Origin of the sequence: Halopenitus salinus (assembly GCF_042662125.1) — an archaeon.
GTDB lineage: Archaea > Halobacteriota > Halobacteria > Halobacteriales > Haloferacaceae > Halopenitus > Halopenitus salinus.
This window is the reverse complement of the sequence record NZ_JBHSXL010000009.1, coordinates 742,002-766,846: the sequence shown is the minus strand read 5'-3', so window position 1 is coordinate 766,846 and position 24,845 is coordinate 742,002. Positions and strand designations below refer to the sequence as shown.

At 69.2% G+C, this 24,845-nt stretch carries 19 protein-coding genes and 1 pseudogene; 8 read left to right on the top strand and 12 right to left on the bottom strand.

Features of this window, described 5'->3' with window-relative positions:
- Positions 1-262 precede the first annotated feature (262 nt).
- Positions 263-1,213 carry a transcription initiation factor IIB gene (locus ACFQE9_RS13330; protein ID WP_379745561.1) on the top strand — a complete coding sequence of 317 codons (951 nt, stop codon included), beginning with the start codon at positions 263-265 and terminating at the stop codon, positions 1,211-1,213.
- 130 nt (positions 1,214-1,343) lie between these two features.
- Here the strand turns inward: ACFQE9_RS13330 and ACFQE9_RS13325 are convergent, their stop codons facing one another.
- The 5 genes and pseudogenes from ACFQE9_RS13325 to ACFQE9_RS13305 form a co-directional block, all read right to left on the bottom strand.
- Entirely contained in the window at positions 1,344-3,068 is a 1,725-nt protein-coding gene (locus tag ACFQE9_RS13325) for a flippase activity-associated protein Agl23 (RefSeq protein ID WP_379745558.1), read from the bottom strand.
- Between the two features lie 150 nt (positions 3,069-3,218).
- Positions 3,219-3,968, bottom strand: a pseudogene (locus ACFQE9_RS13320) (ribonuclease H-like domain-containing protein); the annotation flags it as partial.
- Between the two features lie 108 nt (positions 3,969-4,076).
- Positions 4,077-4,979 carry a cation diffusion facilitator family transporter gene (locus ACFQE9_RS13315; protein ID WP_379745555.1) on the bottom strand — a complete coding sequence of 301 codons (903 nt, stop codon included), beginning with the start codon at positions 4,977-4,979 and terminating at the stop codon, positions 4,077-4,079.
- Positions 4,980-5,047: 68 nt separating this feature from the next.
- The gene (locus ACFQE9_RS13310) at positions 5,048-5,605 is read right to left on the bottom strand and encodes a DUF7122 family protein (RefSeq protein ID WP_379745552.1); all 558 of its coding nucleotides are present in this window, start codon (positions 5,603-5,605) and stop codon (positions 5,048-5,050) included.
- Positions 5,602-6,531: an RsmB/NOP family class I SAM-dependent RNA methyltransferase gene (locus tag ACFQE9_RS13305; RefSeq protein WP_379745549.1), complete on the bottom strand. Its 930-nt coding sequence runs from the start codon at positions 6,529-6,531 to the stop codon at positions 5,602-5,604. The genes ACFQE9_RS13310 and ACFQE9_RS13305 overlap by 4 nt, the downstream gene beginning before the upstream one ends.
- Before the next feature lie 169 nt (positions 6,532-6,700).
- On the opposite strand from ACFQE9_RS13305, the gene ACFQE9_RS13300 reads away from it, so the two are divergent.
- Positions 6,701-7,441 (top strand): proteasome assembly chaperone family protein, encoded by a 741-nt coding sequence (locus tag ACFQE9_RS13300; protein ID WP_379745546.1) that lies wholly within the window; start codon positions 6,701-6,703, stop codon positions 7,439-7,441.
- Between the two features lie 47 nt (positions 7,442-7,488).
- Here ACFQE9_RS13300 and ACFQE9_RS13295 read toward each other — a convergent pair whose 3' ends face one another.
- Both ACFQE9_RS13295 and ACFQE9_RS13290 read right to left on the bottom strand, forming a co-directional pair.
- Complete coding sequence (locus tag ACFQE9_RS13295) at positions 7,489-8,868, bottom strand: isochorismate synthase (protein ID WP_379745543.1); 1,380 nt, start codon at positions 8,866-8,868, stop codon at positions 7,489-7,491.
- Positions 8,869-8,900: 32 nt separating this feature from the next.
- Positions 8,901-9,494, bottom strand: coding sequence for a sulfite oxidase-like oxidoreductase (locus ACFQE9_RS13290; RefSeq protein ID WP_379745540.1), 594 nt, complete (start codon positions 9,492-9,494; stop codon positions 8,901-8,903).
- Between the two features lie 178 nt (positions 9,495-9,672).
- On the opposite strand from ACFQE9_RS13290, the gene ACFQE9_RS13285 reads away from it, so the two are divergent.
- From ACFQE9_RS13285 to ACFQE9_RS13265, 5 genes are all read left to right on the top strand, one after another.
- Complete coding sequence (locus ACFQE9_RS13285; RefSeq protein ID WP_379745537.1) at positions 9,673-9,888, top strand: DUF7120 family protein; 216 nt, start codon at positions 9,673-9,675, stop codon at positions 9,886-9,888.
- A 134-nt stretch (positions 9,889-10,022) separates the two neighbouring features.
- A complete protein-coding gene (locus tag ACFQE9_RS13280; protein WP_379745534.1) occupies positions 10,023-10,301 on the top strand; it encodes a UPF0058 family protein in 279 nt (92 codons plus the stop codon).
- A gap of 89 nt (positions 10,302-10,390) precedes the next feature.
- Entirely contained in the window at positions 10,391-11,092 is a 702-nt protein-coding gene (locus ACFQE9_RS13275; protein WP_379745531.1) for a hypothetical protein, read from the top strand.
- Between the two features lie 81 nt (positions 11,093-11,173).
- A complete protein-coding gene (locus ACFQE9_RS13270; RefSeq protein ID WP_379745528.1) occupies positions 11,174-13,474 on the top strand; it encodes an AAA family ATPase in 2,301 nt (766 codons plus the stop codon).
- 88 nt (positions 13,475-13,562) lie between these two features.
- Positions 13,563-14,447: a hypothetical protein gene (locus ACFQE9_RS13265; protein WP_379745525.1), complete on the top strand. Its 885-nt coding sequence runs from the start codon at positions 13,563-13,565 to the stop codon at positions 14,445-14,447.
- Here ACFQE9_RS13265 and ACFQE9_RS13260 read toward each other — a convergent pair.
- The 4 genes from ACFQE9_RS13260 to ACFQE9_RS13245 all read right to left on the bottom strand — a co-directional run bounded on the left by ACFQE9_RS13260 (position 14,444) and on the right by ACFQE9_RS13245 (position 21,547).
- Positions 14,444-17,416, bottom strand: a complete 2,973-nt coding sequence (locus tag ACFQE9_RS13260) for a DEAD/DEAH box helicase (protein WP_379745625.1) — start codon at positions 17,414-17,416, stop codon at positions 14,444-14,446. The two genes, ACFQE9_RS13265 and ACFQE9_RS13260, sit on opposite strands and share 4 nt — an antisense overlap.
- 200 nt (positions 17,417-17,616) lie before the next feature.
- The gene (locus ACFQE9_RS13255) at positions 17,617-18,378 is read right to left on the bottom strand and encodes a metallophosphoesterase (protein ID WP_379745522.1); all 762 of its coding nucleotides are present in this window, start codon (positions 18,376-18,378) and stop codon (positions 17,617-17,619) included.
- Positions 18,379-18,386: 8 nt separating this feature from the next.
- On the bottom strand, positions 18,387-20,222 hold the full coding sequence (locus tag ACFQE9_RS13250) for a hypothetical protein (protein ID WP_379745519.1): 1,836 nt from the start codon (positions 20,220-20,222) through the stop codon (positions 18,387-18,389).
- A complete protein-coding gene (locus tag ACFQE9_RS13245; RefSeq protein WP_379745516.1) occupies positions 20,219-21,547 on the bottom strand; it encodes a Single-stranded DNA binding protein in 1,329 nt (442 codons plus the stop codon). Before ACFQE9_RS13245 ends, ACFQE9_RS13250 begins: the two co-directional genes overlap by 4 nt.
- Before the next feature lie 138 nt (positions 21,548-21,685).
- Here ACFQE9_RS13245 and ACFQE9_RS13240 point away from each other — a divergent pair, with 138 nt between their 5' ends.
- Positions 21,686-22,423: a 2,5-diamino-6-(ribosylamino)-4(3H)-pyrimidinone 5'-phosphate reductase gene (locus ACFQE9_RS13240; RefSeq protein ID WP_379745513.1), complete on the top strand. Its 738-nt coding sequence runs from the start codon at positions 21,686-21,688 to the stop codon at positions 22,421-22,423.
- Here ACFQE9_RS13240 and ACFQE9_RS13235 read toward each other — a convergent pair.
- Complete coding sequence (locus ACFQE9_RS13235) at positions 22,408-24,783, bottom strand: ATP-dependent DNA helicase (protein WP_379745510.1); 2,376 nt, start codon at positions 24,781-24,783, stop codon at positions 22,408-22,410. The genes ACFQE9_RS13240 and ACFQE9_RS13235 overlap by 16 nt on opposite strands.
- Positions 24,784-24,845: the final 62 nt, after the last annotated feature.

The following is a 24,845-nucleotide window of genomic DNA, read 5'->3' as shown; positions in this document are numbered from 1 at the left end:
GTTGTGTCGGCTTGTTTCCGTCAACATTGTCAAGCGCCTCTTGGAGTTCTTCGACGGAGATCTCGTTGAGGTGATCCATTAGATACTATATTAATCTCTGAGTAAAAAATTCTATCGGCTACTATAGCTCGGCACGCTCGTCCCGGCACGCCACTCGTTCGGGATCAACCAGGGAACCAGTCATGTGACTGGAATCGATCACGGATGCACGTTTTCGATCCGTCACCAAGGTTTAAATGCACCACCGACCACAAACCTTATAATGGAACGTCCGAGCAGACAGCGACAGCAGGAACGGGACGTCGAACAGGAGGCCGAGGAAACGCTGTCCTGTCCGGAGTGCGGCTCCGCGGAGATCGTCGCCGACGCCGACCACGAGCTGGTGTGTGATGACTGCGGGTTGGTCATCGACGAACGCCAGATCGACCGCGGTCCCGAGTGGCGGGCGTTCAACCATTCGGAGCGACAGTCGAAATCCCGTGTCGGCGCCCCGATCACGGAGACGATGCACGACAAGGGGCTGACGACGACGATCGACTGGAAGGACAAGGACGCCTACGGCCGGTCGCTCTCCTCGGAGAAGCGCTCGCAGATGCACCGACTGCGCAAGTGGCAGGAGCGCATTCGCACGAAGGACGCGGGCGAGCGGAACCTGCAGTTCGCGCTCTCCGAGATCGACCGCATGGCCTCGGCGCTGGGGGTGCCCCGGTCGGTTCGTGAGGTGGCGTCGGTCATCTACCGGCGGGCGCTCGACGAGGACCTCATTCGCGGGCGGTCGATCGAGGGGGTCGCCACCTCCGCTTTGTATGCCGCCTGCAGACAGGAGGGGATCCCCCGGTCGCTCGACGAGGTCGCGGAGGTCTCACGCGTCCCGCAAAAGGAGATCGGCCGGACGTATCGGTACATCTCCCAGGAGCTCGGCCTCGAACTCAAGCCGGTCGATCCCAAGCAGTTCGTCCCCCGGTTCGCCTCCGCGCTCGACCTCAGCGAGGAGGTCCAGACGAAGGCGACGGAGATCATCGACGTCTCCGCCGAGGAGGGGCTGCTCTCCGGGAAGTCGCCGACCGGCTTCGCCGCGGCGGCGATCTACGCCGCCTCGCTTCTGTGCAACGAGAAGAAGACCCAACGCGAGGTCGCAAGCGTCGCCCAGGTGACGGAGGTCACCATCCGCAACCGGTATCAAGAGCAGATCGAGGCGATGGGGTTCCGCTGAAGGAATCCCTACCGTCACGCCGTGACGAACGGTACCGCTTGAACGTGTTCGCGATCACCTCGATCTGAGCGGAACTCCTGGGTGATCGTCACATTAGTCACCACAGTCCTCGCCGAAATATCCGACCGCATCACGACCCCGGCCCGGAACCCGCGAGGAAGACGACGACCTCCCGGTTCCACAACCCCAGCCGGACCGTCCGCGTCCGGTGGTTCGAAAGCCGCTCGGAGAGGGTACCCTCGTGGGCCGGATCGGCGATCACGACCGCCGGTTCGCCCTCGAGGTCCCCGGGGCGTGCGACCGCGGCCGTCTCCGCACCGGTTCGCTCGACGTACCAGGCCATCGGCAGCCGCTCGCCGAAGGCGGCGCGATCCGATTCAGCCTCGATCGGCGGCCGGTCCAGGGCCGACTCGTCGCTCGCGACGTACCGTTCGCCGACCCACACGACCCGGTCGTTCGGCGAGTCGACGCTCGCGAGGGCGGTCTCCATCTCCCCGACGAGCGGTTCGAGGTCGTCGGCCGGCTGGCCGTACTGGGCGAACCGGCCGTCCGGGGACGGCGAGGTTGCGACGTCGTCGAGGACCACCACGGCCCCGTGGATCGCGACCGCGGCGAGAAGCAGCGTCGCGACCGCGGCTCGGGCGGCGCGGCGATCTCCGTCGGCCTCCGATCGAGTGAACCCGCGTTCTCCTCGACCGTACCGATAGATCGCGGCCAGTCCGACGCCAGCCGGGATCGCCGCCGGAACGAGGACGTGAACGCTCGTCCAGGGCGCGGCGACGGTGGCGACGACCGGATAGCCGATCAGCCCGAGACCCGCCCACGCGGAGGCGAACAGGACGACTCGACGGTGTCGTCGCCTCGCGGGCTCGATGAGTCCGTATCGGTCGGCGAGGAGCCCACCAACTGCGACCGCGAGGAGCGGCCCCGCGGTGACGAGGGCGGTCGAGATCGCGTCCGTCACGAACGGGAGGAACTCCGTGCCCTCCCGCCCGAGCACGCGAACGCCGACGAAGACCGCCACGGGCTCTCGAAACGTCGTCCGGGCGAAGCCGATCGGATTCGCGAGCGCCCTCGCCACCCCGTCACCGCGCGGGGCGAACACCACGGCCCACGTGCCGAGGAGGACGAAGACCGCGCGTGCGAGCGGCGTCGCTCGCGCGTGGAGCCACCGTCCGGCCGCAGCCGATCGCTCCGCGAGTCCCGTGGACGTGTCGCCGCCGTCGATCCGATCGTGGTCGACGGCGACGAGCGCGCCGGCGAGCACGAGAACCAACGTCGCGACGGCGAACCCGGAGAACCCGAACGCGATCACCCACGCCGCGACGCCGGCGTAGAGGTGGCGATCGGGGCCGAGGGCGTCGAAGGCGTCCTCGCTGTCTGCTTCCCGACCGTCGGTCGAGACGGTCACCCATCGGAGCAGCCAGCCGACGGCGACGAGCGCGGCACCGGCGGCGAGGACGTCGCCGCGGAGGAATCGACCGTATCGAACGAGCGGAGGGGCGAACGCCAGCACGACCGCGACGGCGACCGTCTCGTCGTCCCGGAGGTGCTCTCTGAAGGCGAGCGCGGCCGCCGGAACCAGCCCGGAGGCGATCGCGACCGGCAGCCTGGCGACGAAATCGCTGGCGCCGAACACGGCGAGCGTTCGTCCGCCGAGGAGGTAGACGAGCGGCCCGCCCGCGATCGGGCGATACTCGTGGACGCCGGTCTCGACGTATCGAAGCGTCCAGTAGCCGACCCGGGCCTCGTCCCAGTGGAACGGTCTGTCACCGAGTCCGGCCACTCGAACGAGAACGGCGGCCGCGACCACGGCGAGGACGGCGAGCCGCGTTCGGTCCGGATCGCTCGACATACCGGTGGTCTCGGCCCCCCGCGGCAGGAACGTTTCGGTTCACTCCCCGCCGTGAGAACGGGTCGCCCCCGCCTAGTCCACCGGATCGTTCCGGTCTTCCGAGTCCGCCGGGTCCACCGGTTCCGACGGATCCTCCGCCTGGTCGTAGGTCACCGACTCGAAGACGTCGCGGTGGAGCGACGAACAGACGCGATCCGCGAGCGCCTCCAGGTTTCGCGTGTCCGCCCGGTTGTAGGAGACGAGCGTCTCGAGGGCCTCGTCGTCGCCGCGTTCGTACTCGTGCCACAGCCGGACGGCGTCGCGACCGGAGAGGTCCGGACGGTCGCGCGTGATCCCGATCTCGGATTCGATCGACTTGAGCCCGCCCGAGAGTCCGAGCCGGCGACACGGATACATGAGGTCGAGATGGGGCGTGTCGACGTCGATCCCGAGAGACGTCTCGAGGAAGGGGACGTCGAAGCGCGCGCCGTTGAACGACGCGAGGAGCGACGCCTCCGCGAACCGCTCGCGGACCGCCTCGGCGGTCAGGTCCTCGCCGCGAACCAGCGTGGTCGTCTCGTCGTCGTGATGGAAGCTCACCGTCGTCACGCGGTCGCGATGCTCGTCGAGGCCGGTCGTCTCGATGTCGAAAAAGCAGGTCTCCGACCGGAAGTCCTCGTAGAGCCGCCAGCGCTCGGAGCCGGGGAAGGCGTCGTCGAAGAACCGGGCGTTCCCCTCGACGAGGTGGGCCCGGGCGTGGTCGATGAACGTCTCGATCCGGTCGGCCGTCGTCGATCCGACGCCCCGGACGTCGATCGAGGGATCGAAGGCATCCCAGTCGGTGATCCCCCGCTCCCACAGCCGCCGTTCCGTCGCCTCCCCGACGCCGCGGACGGGGATGAAGCTGTTCTCGATGCGCACGTCTTCATCCGGGCGGTCCGTCCCCTTGAACCTCGCGACGTGACGCCGGGGTTCCGACCGCCGAGACGGCTCGTGTCGTGAATCGGGCCCCGTGAGGGGTCCCTTGGGCTACTCGAGCAGTCCCTCGGAGGCGTCCTTCCACTCGCCGAGTCCCGACGGGTCGAGGTGGACGTGGACGTCGCCGACCTCCGGGTCGTCGCGAAGCCGGGTGATGAGTTCCGTCTCGAGGTCGTGCGCCTCCCGGAGGGTCATCTCGCCGTCGACCTCCACGTGAACCTCGACCTCGATGTCGGTGCCGTCGTAGAACACCCGCAGGTCGTGGACGCCCTCGACGGCCGGGGTGGACCGCAGGACCCTTCGGATCCGTTCGGCGTCCTCCTCGGGCGGGGCCGCGCCGACCAGGTACCCCACGTTCTCGCGGGCGATGCGGATCCCCTCGTGGATGACGAGCAGACTCACGAGCCCGCCGGCGATCGCATCGAGCACGGGAACGCCGAGGAGCACGCCGAAGACGCCGACGACGGCCGCGATGGAGGTGTAGATGTCGTTGAGACTGTCGGCGACCAGCGCGTCGAGCGCGGTCGAGCCCAGATCGGCGTTCACCCGCATCGTGTAGCGATACAGCAGGTACATATCGGCGATCGAGAACGCGAGCGCGCCGAGCAGGAGGACGTCGAAGACGACGTCGGGGCCGACGAGCAGCGCGGTGGCCGACTCGTACAACAGGTTGCCGCCGAGCAACACGATGACGGAGCCGACGAACAGCGCGGTGAGGGGTTCGATCCGCTGGTGGCCGTGCGGGTGGGTCTCGTCCGGTGCGGTGTATGCCGAGCCCCCCCAGAGAAACACGACGAGGCTCGCAACGAGATCCGCAACCGAGTGGGCCGCGTCGGCGACGAGGGCCACGCTCCCGAACGTCAACCCGACCGCCCCCTCGACGACGATCTTCACGGCGTTGCCGAGGATGTTGACCCCGGCCGCGCGCTTGAAGCGACGGCCCTCGCTCGTCATACCTCCACTCGCGGGCCGGGAGTTCTTAAGCGATCGCGTCTCGGCGGGGCCGACCAGTCCGGCTCGGACTACGCCAGATCCCGGCGGCTCCCCTTCGGAACCCGAGATCGAAGCTCGCCGTGGAGGTAGAGCCCGACGCCGATCGGCTCCGCGTCCCCCGCGATCTCGTGGGTTGCGATGAGGTACCCCCAATCGCCGTCCCACCGCTCGACCGGCTGGTCCTCCCCGGCGAGGAACGACGTCGCCTCCTCGGGTTCGAGGTCGATCACGTTCCGGCTCGCGTGGCGGCCGAACCGGGAGGCGGTGCGGGTCGTCGGCTTCCAGTGTTCCTGGCGCGTCCGCAAAAGCGTCATGCCGAGCGCCTCGATCCGGGCCGGGTTCGTGGCCTCGCCCGCGTACACCCAGATCTTCCCGGCACCCTTCTCGTAGAAGTCGTAGGGCTCGAAGACGGCGGGGTCGACGCCGAAGCGCGTCTCCCACCACTCGAGCACCTCCTCGCGGGTGGGTCGTCCCGGAACGTCCCGGTCGTCGTCGGTCGCCGGAAGCCGGTCGAACCGTTGCCCGTCGTTGGTCGGGGGCGCGTCACTTGCGTCTCCGCCCGCGCCGTCGCCGCCGTCCTGGCTCATCCCGCGGTCACCCCCTCGTCGTCGGTGACGCGCAGCTTCGCACAGAAGAACCCGCCGGTGTCGTTGTGGTGCGGGTAGACCCGGTGGGCCAGCTCCATCGCGTCGTCGAAGCGCTCGCCGTCCCACTCGGTGACCCCGGGTTCGGTCCGGACCGGGAGGTCGAACTCGACGAGCTCGCAGGATTCGTTCTCGAGGACGTGTTGGAGGACCGCCTCGTTCTCCTCGGGAGCGAAGGTGCACGTCGAGTAGACCACGGTGCCGCCCGGCCGGGTCGCCTGGACGGCGCGCGTGGCGATCCCCTTTTGTACGCCAGCGACCGCCTCGACGTGTTCGAAGGTCCACTCCTCGAGGACGTCGGGGTTCTTTCTGCAGGTCCCCTCACACGAGCAGGGGACGTCGACGAGCGCGTGGTCGAACGCCTCGAACGGGAAGGGGGACAACGAGACGTTCCGGGCGTCCTGGTTGGTGACGGCGATGCTCGTCGCGCCGAGACGCTCCGCGTTGTGTCGAAGCGCCGAGAGCCGACCGAGGTTGTTGTCGTTGGCGACGATGGTCCCCCTGTCGTCGACGGCCGCCGCGATCTGGGTGGTCTTGCTCCCCGGCGCGGCACAGGCGTCGAGGACCCGATCGCCCGGCTCCGCCTCCAGCGCGAGCGCCGGCAGGACCGACACCTCCTCTTGACCGTGGATCCAACCGTGGACGTACGGCCAGTTTCGTCCCGGGCTCCCGTCGGGAAGCCGAAACAGCCCCTCGTGCCAGTCGACGGGATCGACGTCGATCCCCTCCTCGCGAAGCGCCCGTCGAACGCGATCCGGCGTCGCCTTGATCGTGTTGACGCGAACCACGGACGGGAGCGCCCGATCGCAGGCCGAGAGAAACGCCTCCTCGTCGTCGACGAGCGGTAGGTACCGCTCGAGCGGATTCATACCGCTCCTTCGGGGACGCCGGGTTTGTCCATTTCGACTCGGGTCGGCCGTCACCGTTGCGCGACACTGCGGCTGATCGTCGACGCGTCCAACGCCGCTCGTTCGCCGAGGCGGCCCGACGCGGGGTGACGCGGCCGCTTATAAGTAGTTCCGCTCGAAACGATCCGCCATGGCACGGATCAACGTTCTCGAAGACGACCTCGAGCTGGACGCCCCGTTCCTGATCGAGGGGTTGCCGGGTGTGGGCCTGGTGGGCAAGATCGCGTCGGACCACCTCGTCGAGACGTTCGAGATGGTCCACTACGCGAACGTCCACTGTGAGGGGATCCCCCCGGTGGTGACCTACATGGAGGGGAACTCCCAACTCACGACTCCCGTCCGCGTCTACGCCGACACGGACCGCGACCTGCTCGTGTTACAAAGCGACATCCCGATCGCTCCCCCTGCCGCCATCGAGTTCGCGGACTGCCTGTCCGGGTGGTTCGACGACCGCGGCGTCACGCCGGTGTACCTGTCCGGACGCCCGGCGGATAAGGGCGCCGAACCCCCGTCACTCTACGGGATCGCGGCCGGCGGGGGACGGGCCCACCTGGAACGGATCGGGCTCGATGCGCCCACGGAGATGGGACTCATCAGCGGACCGACGGGCGCACTCCTCTCGCACGCGGTCGAACACGACACGACGGCAGTCGGTCTCGTCGTGGAGTCGGACCCGCAGTTTCCGGATCCGGAAGGCGCCAGGGCCCTTCTCGCCAACGCGATCGGACCGCTCGCGGACGTCGACGTCCCGACCGACGACCTCGTCGATCGGGCCGACGAGATCCAGCGCGCGAAGGAGGAGCTCGCCCGCCGCATGCAGAACGTCGAGAACGAGAGCACCGAGGCGCGTCCGCTCCGGATGTACCAGTAGGATGACTCGATCCGCGGGCGTCCCCATTCGGGTGGACCGTCGCGGAGTCAGCCGGCCTCGAGCTCGTCGAGGATCGGCCGGTACTTGAGCTGGATCTCGTCCCACTCGGTCTCCGCGTCGGAGTCGGCGACGATCCCGACGCCGGCAAAGAGGGTGGCCCGATCGCCCTCGGCGACCGCGGAACGGATTCCGACGGCGAACGTTCCGTTTCCGGCGGCGTCGAACCAGCCGATCGGAGCCGCATACCACCCACGGTCGAACGGCTCCGTCTCCCGGATGGTCGACAGCGCCGCCGCCGGCGGGAGCCCGCCGACGGCCGGCGTGGGGTGGAGCGCCTCGACGAGAGAGAGGACGTGGGCGTTCCCCTCGAGTTCGGCCGTGATCGGCGTGTGGAGGTGCTGGACGGTCGCGAGGCGTTTCACCCGGCGGTCGCCGGCGGCGATCGACGCGGCCATCGGCGACAGCTGCTCGCGAATGGCCTCGACGACGAGGTCGTGTTCGTGGACGTTCTTCGCGTCGGCGGCCAGTTCGGCGGCGAGCCACTCGTCCTCCTCCGGCGTCTCGCCGCGCCCGGTGGTGCCCGCGAGCGCGTCGGTCTCGACGGTCCGTCCGCGAAGCGAGACGAGCCGCTCCGGAGTGGCTCCCAGAAACGCGGTTCCGTCGGAATCGGGGCTGCTGTCGACGTTGGTGTCGGAATCCGAGTCGGTCTCGATCAGAAACGGGTAACAGTTCGGGTGGGTCTCGCGGAGCCGCTCGAGCGTGGCGGCGAGGGGGATATCACGGCGGAGATCGGCCGAGAGGGCCTGTGCCAACACGACCTTGTCGAGTTCGCCCTCCCGGATGCGGTCCGTCGCGGACTCGACGCCGAGTCGCCACTCCTCCCGGCTCGTCGTCGGACGGAGCCCGGCGATTCCGGGACGGTCGGGCCGCCGATCGAGCTCACCCGACCGTCGGAGCCGGTCGAACGTCTCGACGGCCCGATCGAGGCGCTCCTCGACGTCCACAGCGGTCGCGTCCGGATCGAGAGCGTTGACGGTGAGCCACGTCCCGTTTTCGGCCTCCGTCACCTGCACCCGCGGGAGGACGAAACGGGCCTCCGGAAACGAACCCCAGGGGTCCCCGTCCGTCGCCGCCTCGTGGAACGCGAACCCGCCGAACAGCCGGGGACAGGCGGCCTCGGTCCCCGCGTGAACGTCGCCGGAGGAGAAGACGTCCGCCGCCGCCTCCCGGAGCGACGCGAACCGGTCGGGGCCGGAGGCGGTGAGCGTGGCCGCGCTGCCGCCGGCGACCACGGTCGCCTCGGTCGGGGCCCCCCAGACCGTTCGCGGGCGTGGAACGGCCTCGAAGGCCGCCCGGAACGCCGGCCGGTCGATCCGGCGGGTACGGCTCACGAGCCGCACGGCGTCGGCGGCGGGTGAGGGATCCATCGACACGTCCTCGGGGAGCGAGGGCCTTTACCCTAACTATACCGCTCCTCTCTCCAGGGGTTCGCCGTGCCCGAGTAGCCGCGTTTCTCCCAGTAACCCCGTTCCGGCTCCGTCAGAAACTCCACGCCGGTCACCCACTTCGCGCCCTTGTAGGCGTACTTGTGGGGGGTGACGACGCGGACCGGCCCGCCGTGGTCCGCGGGGAGGTCCTCGCCGTCGAGGCCGTAGGCGAAAAGCACCTCACCGCGCGAGCAGTCGGAACGCGGGAGGTCCGTCGTGTAGCCGTCGAGGGCGTGAAACAGCACGTGGACGGCGTCGTCGTCGACGCCGGCACGCTCCTCGATCTCGGGGAACGGAACGCCGGTGAACGCACAGTCGAACCGGCTCCAGCCGGTTACACAGTGGAAATCCTGCTGTTGGGTGGTCGCCGGCAGGTCCCGGAACTCCTCGAGGTCGTACTCCAGCCGGCGATCGACGGCGCCGAACACCTCGAAGCGCCACTCCTCCGGATCACACGACGGCGTCTCGCCCTTCGAGAGCACGGGGAACCGGTCGGTCCGCCGCTGTCCGGGCGGCAGACGATCGGAGCCGAACTCCCGATAGAGGTCCGTGACGTCTTCGACCATGACGGCCGTACGGGGTCGATTTACCTATGGTTACCGATGTCCCGATAGAACTTCCCGAAACGGAATCGTTCTTTGGATATCACGAATGAAACTTCCAACGATCGCCGATTCGTTTTTCCGGATACCGGGAGAACGACCGTAAGTTTATATATCCCCTGCCATAACGACCCGATAGAGAATGCCGAAAGTCGAAATAACGGTCCCGGAACACCTCGAGATGCAGATCGCCCAGATGGTCGAGCAGGGCGAGTTCCTCAACCGCGAGGAGGCGATAGAGGAACTCCTCTCGACCGGGATGAAGGCGTACAAGACGAGCGGACCGACCGACGAGGAGGAGGGCCCCGGGTTCGAGGACGAGGGGATGATGGGCCACGAGGACGAGTACGTCTTTTGATCACGGCGACGTCGACGCCGGCCCGTTTCGATCCGAGAGACGCGGATCGACGGTGACGTTCGAAACGTGGTATCGTCCCGTCTATGGCACGGATCGCCAAAAACGCTTAAACCGACATCGGTCCTACCACGATTATGCACAAAGACGAGCTTCTGGAGCTTCACGAGCAGATGGTCACGATCATGGAACACTTTCGCGAGCGCGAGGACGTCGACTCGGAGCTGTTCGACCCCTACGAGCAGCTCGACATCGATCCCTCACACGTCCACAAATCGAAGAGCGAGCACAAACACGCCGTCTTCGTGCTCGGCAACGCGCTCGCCGCGGCGATGAGCGAGGACGAGTTCTCGGCGGCCGGCCGCGTCGGCAAGCGAATGGAGGAGCTCGCCGACGACGCCGAAGGGAAGATGTGATCCCGAGGGGAAGCTGTGATCCCCTCGTGACGCAAGCGTCCGTTTGAGCCTCCGAAACGCAGTTTCCCGTCGGGGCCCTCCGTAGGTACATGAACCGGAGACGGGCCCTGGTCGCGATCGGTAGCTCGTTAGCCGCGGCACCGGTCGCCGCGGCTGGTTGTCTCGCGCCCAGTGCGGGATCCCCACCGGAGAACGGCGACGGGAACGGGAACGGGAACGGCGACGGAGATGGGAACGATGGCGGGAACAGGAACGAGGAGATCTTCGATGACATCGAGTGTCCGTCCTTCGCCGAGAACGCCGACCGGACGGTCTGTTGGCACACGAGCGATCGGGACGCCGAGCCGATCCGGCTCGTGCCCTCGCCGGCGGTCCTCGATCTCGATTCCGGCGACGGACCGGCGTCGATAGAGTTCGTGTTGTCCAACCGCTCCGAGACGCCGGTCGGGTTGAACCCCTACGCGTGGGCGATCAAGAGACGGACCGAGGAGGGGTACGAGCACGTGGCGCCGGACGCGCACGTGGAACCGTGGACGACGATCGAGCCCGGCTCGAGCTACGCGTGGGAGCTGTGGCCCGGGAACCGGACGCCCTCAGAGGATGGAGACCAGACGCCCGCCGGAAGTGAAGACCGGACGCCGCCGGAGGACGGGGGCGGCGAGGATCGACCGATGCCGATCGCCCACGCGCTCGACCCCGGAACGTACGTCTTCGGGATCGTCGGCACCGTCGGATCGGAATCCGAAGACTCGACCCGGGTCGAGTACGTGGCTCCGTTCCGGATCGAGTGACGGTCGGCCACCCGGGGACGCATCGCCCGACGGTGCCGCCACCGGGCAAGCCTCAAGACCGGCCGCGTGGAACGGACCCGCATGAACGATCTCGCGGACGTCGATCTCACGGTTCGGGCGGCCGCAAAGCGCGACGCCGGCCGGGGGATCGCCCGGCTCCCCGAGGACGCGAGGCGCGAACTCGGGATCTTGAGCGGCGATACGGTCCGCATCGAGGGAGCGGGATCGACCGTGGCGAAGGTGTGGCCGGGCGGTCCCGACGCCAAGCCGGGATCCGTCCGGATCGACGCCGACACTCGGGCGAACGCCGGCGTCAAGGTCGGCGACACGGTCACCGTCGCACCGGTGGACGTCGAGGACGCCCGGTCCGTGACCCTTCAGGTACCCGCAAAGCGTGGGGAGCTCGACGTCGATGACGCCTCCCTCGAGCGGACGTTGGCTCGCGCGCTCCGTGATCGCCCGCTCACGGCCGGGGAGGCGGTCCACGTCGAGCGCCTCGGCGGACTCCGGTTCGAGGTGGAGGCCACGGACCCCGAGGGAACGGTTCGAGTGGGGGAGAGGACGGACCTCTCGGTACGGTACCGAAACACGGGGACGACACACACAGGGACGACACACACAGGGACGACAAACGTAGGGGCGGCCCACGGCACGGACGGGAGTGCGGGCGACGGGACGGTCGACGAGACGAGCGACGAAACGGGCGGCGGCTCCCCGAACCGATCGGAATCGTCGGGCGACGGGAGCACGACCGTCCGGACCGACGATCGCCCGGCCGGAAGCGAGAGCGGTCGCGGCGCGACCTACGAGGACATCGGCGGCCTCGACGAGGAGCTGGACCTCGTTCGTGAGCTGGTCGAGTTGCCCCTCTCCGAGCCGGAGACATTCGGACGCCTGGGAGTCGACCCGCCGAAGGGCGTCCTGCTTTTCGGCCCCCCGGGGACCGGCAAGACGCTCATCGCCCGGGCGGTGGCCAACGAGGTCGACGCGGAGTTCATCACGATCGACGGGCCGGAGATCACCTCGAAGTACAAAGGCGAGAGCGAAAAGCGGCTCCGGGAGGTCTTCGAGCACGCCAGCGAGTCGGCGCCGGCCATCGTCTTCTTCGACGAGATCGACTCGATCGCGGGAAAACGCGATGACGGCGGCGACCTCGAGAACCGCGTCGTCGGCCAGCTCCTCTCGCTCATGGACGGCCTCGACGCCCGCGGCGAGGTGATCGTCATCGGCGCGACGAACCGCGTGGACGTCCTCGATCCGGCCTTGCGTCGCGGCGGGCGCTTCGATCGGGAGATCGAGATCGGCGTCCCGGGCGAGGCGGGGCGCCGACAGATCCTCGAGGTCCACACGCGGAACATGCCGCTCGCCGACGACGTCGACCTCGATCGCATCGCCGGTCGCACCCACGGGTTCGTCGGCGCGGACCTCGAGAGTCTGGCACAGGAGGCGGCGATGACATCGCTGCGTCGCGCTCGCGAGACGGACGAGTACCTCGAGGGCATCGAGGTGACCCGGTCGGACTTCGACCGGGCGCTCGCCGGGGTCGAGCCGAGCGCGATGCGCGAGTACGTCGCGGAGACCCCCGAGACGACCTTCGCGGACGTCGGCGGGCTCGAGGAGGCCAAACGGCGGCTCGAGCGCGCCGTCACCTGGCCGCTTTCCCACGCGCCGCTCTTCGAGGCGGCGAACACCGACCCGCCGACGGGGCTCCTGCTTTTCGGTCCGCCGGGGACCGGCAAGACGCTCCTCGCGCGAGCGATCGCGGGGGAAAGCGGCGTCAACTTCATCCAGGTCGCCGGCCCGGAGCTTCTGGACCGCTACGTCGGCGAGTCCGAAAAGGCCGTCCGCGAGGTCTTTGAGCGCGCGAGGCAGGCCGCGCCAGCGATCGTCTTCCTCGACGAGATCGACGCCGTGGCGACCGCTCGGGACGGCGGATCCGGCGGGGGCGGCTCCGCGGTGGGCGAGCGGGTCGTCTCACAGCTCCTCACCGAGCTCGATCGCGCCGCCGGGAACCCGAACCTCGCCGTGATCGCGGCGACGAACCGCAAGGACGCCCTCGATCCGGCGCTGCTTCGCCCCGGCCGGATCGAGACCCACCTCGAGGTTCCCCTCCCGGATCGGGACGCCCGCGAGACCATCCTGCGAGTTCACGCGCGGGGCCAACCCCGGAGCGAGGACGTCGATCTCGACGCCATCGCGGAGGCGACGGAGGGGTTCTCCGGGGCCGAACTCGCCGCGGTCTGCCGCGAGGCCGCGCTCGCAGCGATCGAGGACGTCGCCCGGGAACACGGCGACGAGGCCGCCGAGCACCCGGAGGCGCTCGAGGTGACCGCCGCCCACTACGAGGCGGCCGTGAAGTCCGTCTCCGGGTCGCGCTCGTAGCGGTCCCCCTCCTCGAGGTCCGTTCTCGATCTGTGCCCATATCGACGACGAAGGAGCGCTTTTGCCCCTCGAGCGTCGATCGGCGTCCGTGAGCGAGGATCCGTCGCTTCGGGAGGTCGCCGCGGAGATCCGGACCGCAGTCGGCCAAGCCGTTCGGTCGATCTCCGCGATCGAGTTCGCCATCGTCTATCTCGCCGTTCCCGGGATTTTGACGGGGCTATATCTCCTTCCCGGAACCGACGCGTGGTCGCTGTCGCTCGGGGCCGAGAGCCTCCTGTCGAACCGCTGGACGCTTTGGACCGCGTTCGCGTCGAGTTACGTCCACACGCATCCGGGACACCTGCTCAACAACGTCGCCGCCTACCTCATGGTGATGGGCGTCGCCTACCCGCTTTCGATGCTTGCCGGCTGGCGGCGTCGACTCCCGTCGATCGCCGTGTGCTGTCTGTTCGTCGTTCCGTTCGCCTCGGCGTGGACCTCGCTCGTGACCCTCGGTGCGATCACGGACGTCCCGTCATCGGGATTTTCGGACGTGAACGCGGGATTCCTCGGCTACCTCCTCGTCGTCTGGTTCGCCGCCGCCGAACGCCTCACCGCGGGAGCCGTCGATCGGCGGCTCGCGTTCGTCGCGGCGCCGGCCTCCGTCGGCGCCGTCCTCGCCGCGCCCGAGACCGTCGCGTACTTCCCGCCGCTTCGCGGCGTCGCCGCGGCGTGTCTCGCGTTCGCGGCCGTCATCGCGGTGGTGCTGGTTCGTGCGGGCGCGGTTCCACGGCGGGTCGCTCTCGATCCGGTCCCGGAGTTCGTCCTCGTCGTCGGAGCGAGCGTCCTCCTCGCCGGACTGCTCGGATCGATGGTCATCGTTCCGATGGGATCGAACGCGTGGGCACACCTCGCGGGATACGTGGTCGGGCTCGCCGTCTCGCTGGCGTTGGTCGGACTGTCCGGGTCGTGCTCCGACCCGGTCTCGCCCTAGTCCCAAAACGACTGCGTGCGAGCGTATCGCCGCTCCTGTTCGAGCAGGTCGCGGTAGAAGTTGTCCTCGTCCTCGCGGAGCTTCGAGATGATCCGGGCGGCGTTGTCGGGGCCGACCCCCCGCGCGGCCATCGCGATCACGGCCCGCTTACCGTGGGCCTGCACGAGGCTCGCGGACCGGTAGGCCCGCTCCGTGAGTCGCTCCTGTTCGTCGTCCTTCCCGTCCGCTCGAACCGCCTTCACCGCCTCGTCGTTCCAGGGATTCAACGCCGCGATCCGCGTCGATCCGCACTCCGGACAGGTCGGCTGCTCGCCGACGCGTCGGACCATGGTCCGGCGGGTCCAGTCGTGACAGTGCAGACAACACAGGAGGACGCAGTCATCCGCTATCCGCTCGCGGATGGTCTCGATGACGCTCGCGTCCGCGTTCTCGGGCACGAGGAACTCCCGGCCCGAGGAGTCGCCCGCGGTCCCGATCGGAGTCCGATCGCGGGCGGCGACGAGGGCAACGGTCCCGTCCTGAATCCGCTCGAGGAGGGCGGCCGTCTCCGGGACCGCCAGATCCGTGTGGAACACCTCACGGAGCGCCTCCTCGTGGACGGGCGTTCCCTCCAGGGCCGCCATGAGCCTGTCGCCGCCGAACCGTCCCTTCCCCTCGCGATAGCGCTTGAGGGTCCCGAACTTCGCGGCCACGTGCGCGAGGGTGAACGCCAGGGTGTCGGCCTTCTTCAACGCCAGCTCGAGGTACGCCTCGAGGTGGTCCGGGTCGGTCGACTCGAGGATCTCGATGACCGTTCCCGGATCGACCGACCGGGGGACCTCCAGTTCGATCCGGTAGGGATCGACATCCATGCCGACCGACGATCCCGTTCGCTGGCCGACGAGCGCGGCGAGCAGCCTGGCGAGCGTCTCGTTCACCCGGTGACCGAACGCGGCGTTGACGACGATGGACCGGCCCGCACCCTCCACGACGATCCGCTCGTCGGTCGGGACGGGATGGGCCGTCTCGGCGTGATCGACGATCGGCTCGATGGCGGCTTCGATCGTCGACGGGTCGGCCGGATATCGTTCCGCGAGTCCGCGGGCGGTCGCCGAGAGCGGAGCGTCCTCCGCGATCCGCGCCGCGACCTCGCCGCGCAGGCGACCGACCTCGTTAGCGACCGGCCGCGGAACCGGAATCTCCGATCCGACCCAGGCCGGGACCTCGCCGCCCGGGTCCTCGACCGGCGAGACGTTCACGCGCTCGTCCTCCTCGTCGACGTCGACGATCCGCCACATCTCGCCGCGTTGGACGAACGTCTCGCCGGGACCCGAGAAATCGAGCACGAAGCGCTCGTCGAGCGTCCCGATCCGCGTCCGCGAGGAGAGGTCGTGGACCTCGAAGGTCGCCTCGTCGGGGATCATCGAGAGGTTCGCGTAGAAGTACTGCCAGGTGCCGCCCGACCGCTCGATCGAGTCGGCCTCCTCGTCGAGCCAGACCACGCGGTTGCCGTCCAGCTCGCGGACGACCTCGCGGAACGTGTCCTCGTCCAGCTCCCGGAACGGGTGGGCACGCGTGAGGATCCGGTAGGCCCTGCGCGCGTGCAGCTCCCCGAAGTCCATGGTCAACCCGACGATCTGGTTGGCCGCCGTATCGAGGCTCCCGTGGTGGACGTTCGCGGGCTCGACCAGCCCCGCCTCCCCGCGTCGAGCGATCGCCATCGCCTCCAGGGTGTCGTCGAGATCGCTCGCGATCACGGTGGCACGCGAGACCAGATCGCTCCGGTGGCCGGCGCGTCCGACGCGCTGGAGCAGCCGGGCGACCTCGCGGGGGCTTCCGTACTGGACGACGTGGTCGACGCGCCCGACGTCGATCCCGAGCTCCATCGAGGAGGTGCAGATCAGCGCGTCGATCTCGCCCGCCTTGAACCGGTCCTCGACGTCCACCCGGACGTCGCTGGAGAGCGAGCCGTGGTGGACCTCGACGTCGACGCTCGGGATCGCGTCGCCGGATTCGCTCTCCTCGCCCTCCGTCCCGGTCTTCTCGCCCTCCGTTCCGGTCCCCTCGCCTTCCGCCCCGGTCTCCTCCCCACCGTCGGACGAGAGCGCCTTGAACCGCGATCCGAGCGCCTCCGCGGTCTGTCGGGTGTTGACGAACACGAGCGTCGATCGGTTCTCGGCGGCGATCTCGCGGATCGCCCGCACGTGGCTCGCGATCTCCTCCGTGGTCGCGAGCCGCCCCGCGAGCCGGGCGTCCACCTCGGTTATCTCGGGACGGTGAACGGTGACGTCGATGCGCGTCCCGACATCGACCTCGACCACGTCGAACGATCGGTCGTTCGGCACCGAGGGATCCGGTTCTCCGTGTCCGACGAGGAAGCGGCCGACCTCCCCGGGCGACCCGACCGTCGCGGACAGCCCGACCCGCTGGGAGGGACCGGCGAGCTCCCGAAGCCGCTCGAGGCCGACCGTGAGCTGTGCGCCGCGCTTCGCGGAGGCGATCTCGTGGACCTCGTCGACGACCACGTGCGCGACCGAAGCGAGGGCCGTTCGCATCTTCGATCCCGTCAGGATGGCCTGGAGGCTCTCGGGGGTGGTGATGAGGACGTCCGGCGGGTCGTCGGCCTGTTTCGATCGCTCGTACCGGGTCGTATCCCCGTGTCGGACGGCGATCTCGAGGTCGAGCCTGTCGCCCCACCACTCCAGGCGGTCCATCATGTCGCGGTTGAGCGCCCGAAGCGGGGTGATGTAGAGCGCCGAGATCCCGGACCGAGGAGGGTCGTCCGGGTCGTCGCGTGCGCGAACGAGGTGGTCGAAGACGGGGAGCATCGCCGTCTCGGTCTTTCCCGTCCCCGTCGGCGCGAGCACCAGCGCGTTTCGTCCCTCGGCGAGCGGGGGAATCGCCTTGCGCTGTGGCTCCGTCGGGCGCGTGAATCCCCGCTCCGAGAGGGCCTCCCGAACCGTCGATCCGAGGTGCGTGAACGCGTCCATCCCGGCGTCGGTCTCGCCGGCACGTTCGGCGTCCGTCCCGCCGGCATGCTCGGCGTCTACCTTGCCGACATGCTCGGCGTCCGCCTCCGTGGTACGCTCGCCACGCTCGGGATCCTCCTCTGCGTTCGCGGAGCTACCCTCCGGCATCGATATCGATCGCGTTTGGGGATCGACGCGATTAAACGCGTCGCACCGGGGGGTCACACGGCTCGATACGGCCCCAGCCGCGTCCCGTCGAGGAGGTACGCCTCGCCGTCCCCGATGGCCGCCGGGAGGAACGGCGAGAGGAACGACTCCTCCTCGACGTTGATCCACGTCCCCCCCGAGCGATCGTTGAACGCCGGAAAGACGACGAGGTCCGGGTCGGCCCACCGCGCGTCAATCGCCTCGCCCAGCTCCGCGCGAAACGGCTCCGCGCGCAGGGATCCCCGGAGCCAGGCGCGTTCGCTTCGCCCGCCTCCGACCGAATCGACCAGCCGGATCCGGGGGTGTTCGTGTCCCACACAGACCACCTCGGCCGAGAGCACCGACGGGTCGGGCCAGGTGTGCCCGTGAACGATCCCGACCGGACCGATCCGCCCTCCGGCGGGCGGGAGGACCTCCAATCGGTCCCCGAACGCCTCCGCGACGCCGCCGTCGTGGTTGCCGGCCGCGAGCGTCACCGTCACGCGGTCGGCAACGGCGTCGAGAAGCGCGTCGATCTCCGTCCGTTCCGTTCCCTCGGGTGCCGAGATGCGATGGGCGAGATCGCCGAGGACGACGAGCCGGTCCGCGTCCGTGCGATCGAGCAGGTCGAGCAGGCGCTCTCGGCGTCTCGCGGCCGCGCTCTCCAGTTCGACGCCGCGTTCGTACCGGAGTCCGGCCTCGATGCCGGCGTGGTAATCGGCGATAGCCAGCGCGCGCTCGTCGGGGAGATCGAGGACCGCGGCCGGCGCGTTCGAGACGGGATCGACGAGGGACATTCGGCCGCTCAGATCGCCTTCAGCCGGTCCTCGGTCGGCTCGTAGCACTTGCCGCTCATGAGCGCGTCGTCGATCGCCTCCTCGACGGCGTCCGGGTCACCTCCGACCCGGTCGACGACCGCCGCGATCACGGCGTCGCGGTCCGCGCCGTCGCCCTCGTCGAGGTCGTCCATCGCGTCGATCGCCGCCTCGGTGAGGTTGACGTCCTCTCCGCCTTCCGTCTCGGCTTCACCCTCGCTCCCCGCTTCGCTCTCCGACTCGGTGTCGCCCCCGGGCTCGTCATCCGCTTGCGCCCGCGTATCCGTCTCCGGCGTTTCGGACGCGGCGGATTCGTCCCCCTCGGACGGACTCGCGTCGACGTCGATGTCGTCGGTCGGTCCCGTCCCGTCGGCGCCGGGATTCCGGACGTCCTCGTCGGCGAGTTCGTCCGCGTCCGGCACGTCGATGTCCGCCTCGCCGGGGTCGTCGACCTCGGTCCCCGTCGAGAAGTCCGTTCCGTACTCCTCGAGGACCTCGGAGCGCTCCTCCTCGTCCATCTCGTACATCTCGTCGGTGTTCGACGATCCGCCGGCGGGAGACGGGTCCATTGAGTCGGCGGATTCGTTCGATGGATCCGTCGAACTCGAACCGGTCGTTGAGTCCGAATCGGTCGTCGAACCCGAATCACCCGTCTCGGAGGGGTCGGCGAAGTCGCCGAGTCCGCCGGTTTGCCCGTCGGCGCTCGCGTCCCCTCCGGCGGCTCCGTCGCCGACATCCTCGGAAGAGTCGTCGTCCACATCCCCGAGTTCGTCCCGTGGCTCCGGTTCCTCGATCGACGTGCTCGAGCCGGATGGCGCCTCCACGCCGGAATCGGACGCCGAGTCGTGTTCGGGTTCGTCGGCCGCGCCCGGTTCGTCCACGTCGCCCGATCCGACCGCGTCCGCGTCGACGTCCGTATCCGTTTGCGCGTCTGTGTCCCCGTCCGTGTCCGCGCTCCGGATCGTGGCGTCCCCTCCCGACGATTCGACGGAGCCGTCCCCAGTCGAAGCGGGCTTCTCGCCGTCTGTCGGCGAGTCGTCGGTCGGCGAATCGTCGATCGCCGAGTCGCCAACCGAACTCGGCTTCGCGATCGTCACGTCCGTCTCCGGGAGCGGGCCGATCTCGGCGGGGGCGTCCTCGCCGGGCTCGATCTCCGGCGCTCGGACGTCGTCACGTTCGCCGGCGACGAGCTCGAGCGCATCGACGGCCATCCGGCGGGTCGCCTCGAGGTACGCCGCGGACGTCCCGTAGTGGTCGATCGCGCGAGGGATGCCCTCCGCGAGCGCCTCGGCCGCGCCGCCCGCCTCGAGCGCGGAGCGAAGCTCCTCGCCCCGGAGATCCGACTGCAGGGCCGCGGCGAAGACCGCGAGCCGCGAGAGGGTCGTCTCCGCGGCCCGAACGACCCACCGATCGCGGGTGTCCGAATCGACCGCGTTGAGGCTCTCCGGACGGACCGAGGTGAACACGCGATCGGAGTCCTCCGGCTCGAAGGTCCGCGCCTTGCCGGTCAACGCGACGAACGCCGGCGGCTCCGCGCGCTCGAGGAACGCCTGCTCGTCCGGCTGGTACTGGCCGGCGTAGGTGACGAACGCGCCGGTCGGGTCGACCACCCGACCGCGACGCGTCTCCTCGTTGACGCGTTCGACCTCGGTCAACACGCCGACCGCGAACAGCCGATTGACACGCGCGCCGAGCGGCGTGAGGACGTAGTTCGGCGCCCGTTCCTCGTCGCTCTGTGAGTACGAAACCGTCGCGTCGTCGAACTCGGCGGCGAAGACGCGGAAGGCGACCTCGCGAGTTCCCGCGGTCCCCGGGGACTCGCTCATCGCTCACCACCCCGACTTGCGGCGTCGGCCCCGCCGTCCGTCGCGGCTGCGGGCTCGCGAAGATCGGAGAGCACGTCGCTCGCGACCGCGGCCGGATCCTCCGTCGCGGGCTCGAACGCCGAGGCGTCGAGGTTCGCGCCGTAGTCGTCGACCGACAGACTGCCGCGCACGCGGAAGGAACGACCGACGAGTTCCTCGGCGATCGCCTCCGCGACGACCTCCCGGTCCATCGCGTCGCGGGCCGCCTCGCGGGCTGCCTCGATGCCGCCGCCGTAGATCTCGGCGGTGAGCTCCCGGTCCAGGATCGCGGTCACCGTCGCGGTGCCGTCGTCGAGGATGGCCTTCGTCCGGAGGTCGTCCTCGCCGTCGACCTCGCCGTGACTGCGACACTGGCCGCTCTGGAGCACGCGACCGCACTCCGGACATCGCTCGATGAATCCCGATCCGTCCCTGACGTCGAGAACGGTCCCCACCAGCTCGACGTCGAACATGCCGCCGGCATCGACTGCCTCGGCGATCGACAGCCGCGGCGCGTCGTCGTTCACCGCGACCGGGTCCGAAAGCGGCTGGACGGCGGAGAACTCGGTGAGGTTGATCGACGGGACGCCCCGGAACTCGCGGACGTACACGTCCTCGATCCGGAGGTCGGCACCCTCCTCGATTTCGGACCGCGGCTGCCAGTCCGTAAAGGGGAGCCGCGCGGTCGAATCGCCCACGACGCCCTCGAGGATCGGCGTCTCGCCGTCGCGGCCGGAGATCGTCTTCGAGTCGACCTCGAGTACGCGGACCTCGATGTTTCGACCCCGATCGCCCGGTTCGAGGTCGATCAGCGAGCGGTCGCCGCCGATCGGCTCGTCCGTCTCGACCGGCTCGTCGGCCATGGCGACGGTCGTCGAGTCGCCGAGGTTCAGCTCGGGCGCGTCCTCCCACTCGCGGACGCCGGCGTTGCCGATCGTCACCGAGTCGCCCGGCTCGAAGCCGAAGTCGCGCCAGGCGGTATAGGAGATGGTCCCGGTCGGATCGGCGAGTTCACCCTCGCGGATCGTGATGTCGTCGCCCTGATACCGGATCGTTCGTGTCCCGACCGAAAGCACCCGTGCGGTGACCGTGACGTTGCCGTGGTCGGTCGTTATCTCGTCCAGATCGACGGACTCCGGCGTCGGCGAGGACCCGCCACCGCCGCCGTCGTGTTTGCGTCGGACGCTCTGTTTGGCCTCGTCGATCGGCACGCTGTACTCGAGTAGGTTCTCGAGATCCGCTTTGACCTCCGTTTTGTCGACGCCGAGAGCGGAGGCGAGCTCCTCGGCATGCTTGTCTACGTCCATCGGGGCGGGATTCGGCGCCACCGCACAAAAGGGTTGCTCGCAGCACACCGGAGATTTCGTACAGCACACGGAGAAGATCGAGGGGCTGCCACCGGAGACGACCGTAACGCCCATGATTCCGCGGGCTGACGCCGGCGTATGCACGTCGTCGTCAACGCCGCCCAGAGCGTCGACGGGAAGCTCGCGACGCGTCGACGCGAGCAGCTCCGTATCTCCGGTCCCGAGGACTTCGACCGCGTCGACAGGGTTCGGGCGGCGGCGGACGCCGTTCTCGTCGGCGTCGGAACGGTGCTCGCCGACGATCCACACCTCACGCTCGAGGAGGAGGACCGTCGCGTCCAGCGGCTGCGAAACGGACGTCCCGGAAATCCCGCCCGCGTCGTGGTCGACTCCGCGGGCCGAACCCCGACCGACGCCCGGATCCTCGACGACGAGGCGACGACCTATCTGCTGGTCGGCGGAGCCACCCCCGACGATCGACGCAAGCGGTTGGAGTCGTCCGGCGCCGAGGTGATCGTCGCGGGGACCGACCCCCGATCGGACGAGGACGCCCACGCGAAGTCGTCGACGGAGGACGCTCGGGAGACCGGACGCTCCGGATCGGAGCGAGTCGATCTGGTCGCCGGCCTCGACGCCCTCGGGGAGCGGGGCGTCGACCGGCTGATGGTCGAGGGCGGCGGCGAGGTGATCTTTTCGCTGTTCGAGGCCGGCCTCGTCGACGAGCTGTCGGTCTACGTCGGATCGCTCGTGATCGGCGGACGGGAGGCGCCGACGCTGGCGGACGGCGAGGGGTTCATCGACGACTTCCCGACGCTCGATCTGGTCGAGACGGAACGGATCGACGACGGGGTCGTCCTCTCCTACGAGGTGGGTTGATCGTCCCCTTTGGACGTCCCACGATCGCCCCGCTCGAACCGATCGAGAGCGAACTCGAGCATGTCGGTGCTCACGGGCTGGAACTCCTCGCGTTCGTGTTCCGGCAGGTACTCCCTGACGCCGTCCCAGGTGTCGCGAGCGTACCGCGCATCGAGCAGCACTCGGACGCCGCGCTCGTCCGAACCACGGATGACTCGACCGATCGCCTGTCTGGCCTTTCGAACGGCCGGAACGGTGAGTGCGGTCTCGAACCCGTCGCCGAACCGCTCGTCGTAGGCCGCGACGACCGCTCGCGTCCGCGGCCGGGCGGTGTTGATGATCGGAACGCCACAGACCACCGCCGCGTGGAGCCGGTCGCCGCGGTAGTCGACGCCCTCAGTGAGCGTGCCGCGCAGGCTCGTGACGAGTACCTTCCCGTCGCCGGCGAAGAAGTCGTCCTTGAGCGACTCGGTGACGCGATCGCCGGACGACTCGTCGAGCAGGACCGGCTTATCCAGGCGTTCCGATAGCTCGCCGGCCATCCACCGCGCCTCGGCGTAGTTCGGCATGCCGACGAGGACGTTCCCCGGTCGAGCGGCGACCTCGATCGACGCATCGAGGTGGGCGAGCCGGGTCTCCGTCTCCTCGCCGGGCTGGCCGCGGTTGTCGTGGGTGAACTTCGGCGCGTCGACCGCGAGGCTCTCGCGGTTCTCCGGCGGGAAGGTCAGTCCGTGCGTGCGCTCGAGGACGGGACGGCCGGACTCGGCGAGGTGTTCGAGTCCGGTCACCTCCCGAAAGACGTCCATCGGCTCGAGGGTCGCACTCATCAACACGCCGCCGCCGAACTCGTCGAGCCGATCGCCGATCGCTCGACTCGGCAGGCAGTTGAACAGCGCGTACCGCGCGTTGTACGCGCGCCGCCAGCTGTCTGGAGGCTCGGTCTCGTCCCAGGTCCGCTCGAGATCTATCGCCCGAAAGAACGTCTCGTGGTCCTCCCGGTACCACGCGGAGACGGTGCGTCCGACCCCCGGCGCGGCCCGCTGTTGGTCCTCGCCCTCCAGCTCCTGGAGGATGCGCTCCGCGACCGCCCCGACCGCCGGAGCGCGGGACCACACGCGGTCGCCGTATCCCTCCTCGCTCGCCCATTCGGAGATCTCGTCGACGCCCGGCGACTCGGGATCGCGAAGCGGGATCTCCGCGTCCTCGAGCCGGTTCGGATCCGCTCTCCAGTCCGGACGCTCCCGGTCGAGGTGGGCCGTCACGCGGCGGTCGAGCTCCCCGCGCAGATCCTCGTAGAACTCCCGAACTCGCTCGACCTCCTCGATCGAGACGTCGCTGTCGGCGAGTTCCGCGCGAACGACCTCGGCGTCGTCGTTGTGCCTCCCCTCCTCGTCGAACCGGACGGGCTGGACGACGCGGGTGAGCTCGTTGGTCGCGTCCCGGAGGCTTCGATCGGCGACGGCGTCGCTCACCAGATCCCGAACCCGCGGCTCGAGCATGTGCGCCTCGTCACAGACGACGAACGTCGACTCCTCGAGCAGGGCGCCGGTGAACGTCCCCGTCGTCGTGGGATCGAAGGCGTGGTAGTAGTTGCCGATGACGACCTCGACCGCGGGAACGAGCGCGCCCATGACGGAGTGGGGACACGACCCCGCGCCGGCGGCGAGTCGGACCAGTTCCCCGGGGTCGACGTGACCGCGCGACGTCAGATCGAAGGGCACCGCCTCGACCGGGTCGCCGTCCTCCGGGAGGTCCTCGAGGAACCCGGCGTAGAACGGGCAGAATTCGGTCCCCTCGTGTTCCTCCGTGTCGGGTCGATACGGGGTCGCCTCGCCGTCCACCTCGAGGAAATCCGTTCCGGCACCGCCGGAGCTCGCGCCGGAATCGGCCAGCCCCACCTGCTGGCTTCGGGCCTCCGAGGCCAACGCGCCGGCCGTGGTCGTTCCGCCGTCGCCGACGAGGTTCCGCGTTCGTTCACGTAGCCCCTCACACCGGTCGTAGACGTTCTCGCGGTCGATCCCGCCGCGGTTTTCGCGGGCGTACGGACAGACGTCGGCCTTCCCGACGAGCGTCAGTCCCGAGACCGGTCGGTAGTCGTCGGGCAGGTTCGCGTTGATCGTCTCGAGGTCGTCCTCGAACTGTCGCAACTGTTGTTTGACGCTCGTGAGGACGAACACGCGCTCGAACGGGGAGTCCGGATCCCGAACCCGGTCGATCCCCGCCGTCAACGCGAGCATCGTCTTGCCCGTGCCGCAGGCGCCCTCCAACGCGAGAAACCCGCCGTCCCGTGCCGCCTCGATCGCGGCGTCGATCCCCTCCGCCTGTTCGGGGTAGGGCGTCTCGTGGCCGAAGACGTCCGACCAGGGTGCGTCGGTGCTCACTGGGAGAGGCTTGTTCGGTTTCCGGTTTAAACCCTCGCGGAACGGGACGGCGATCGATGGCA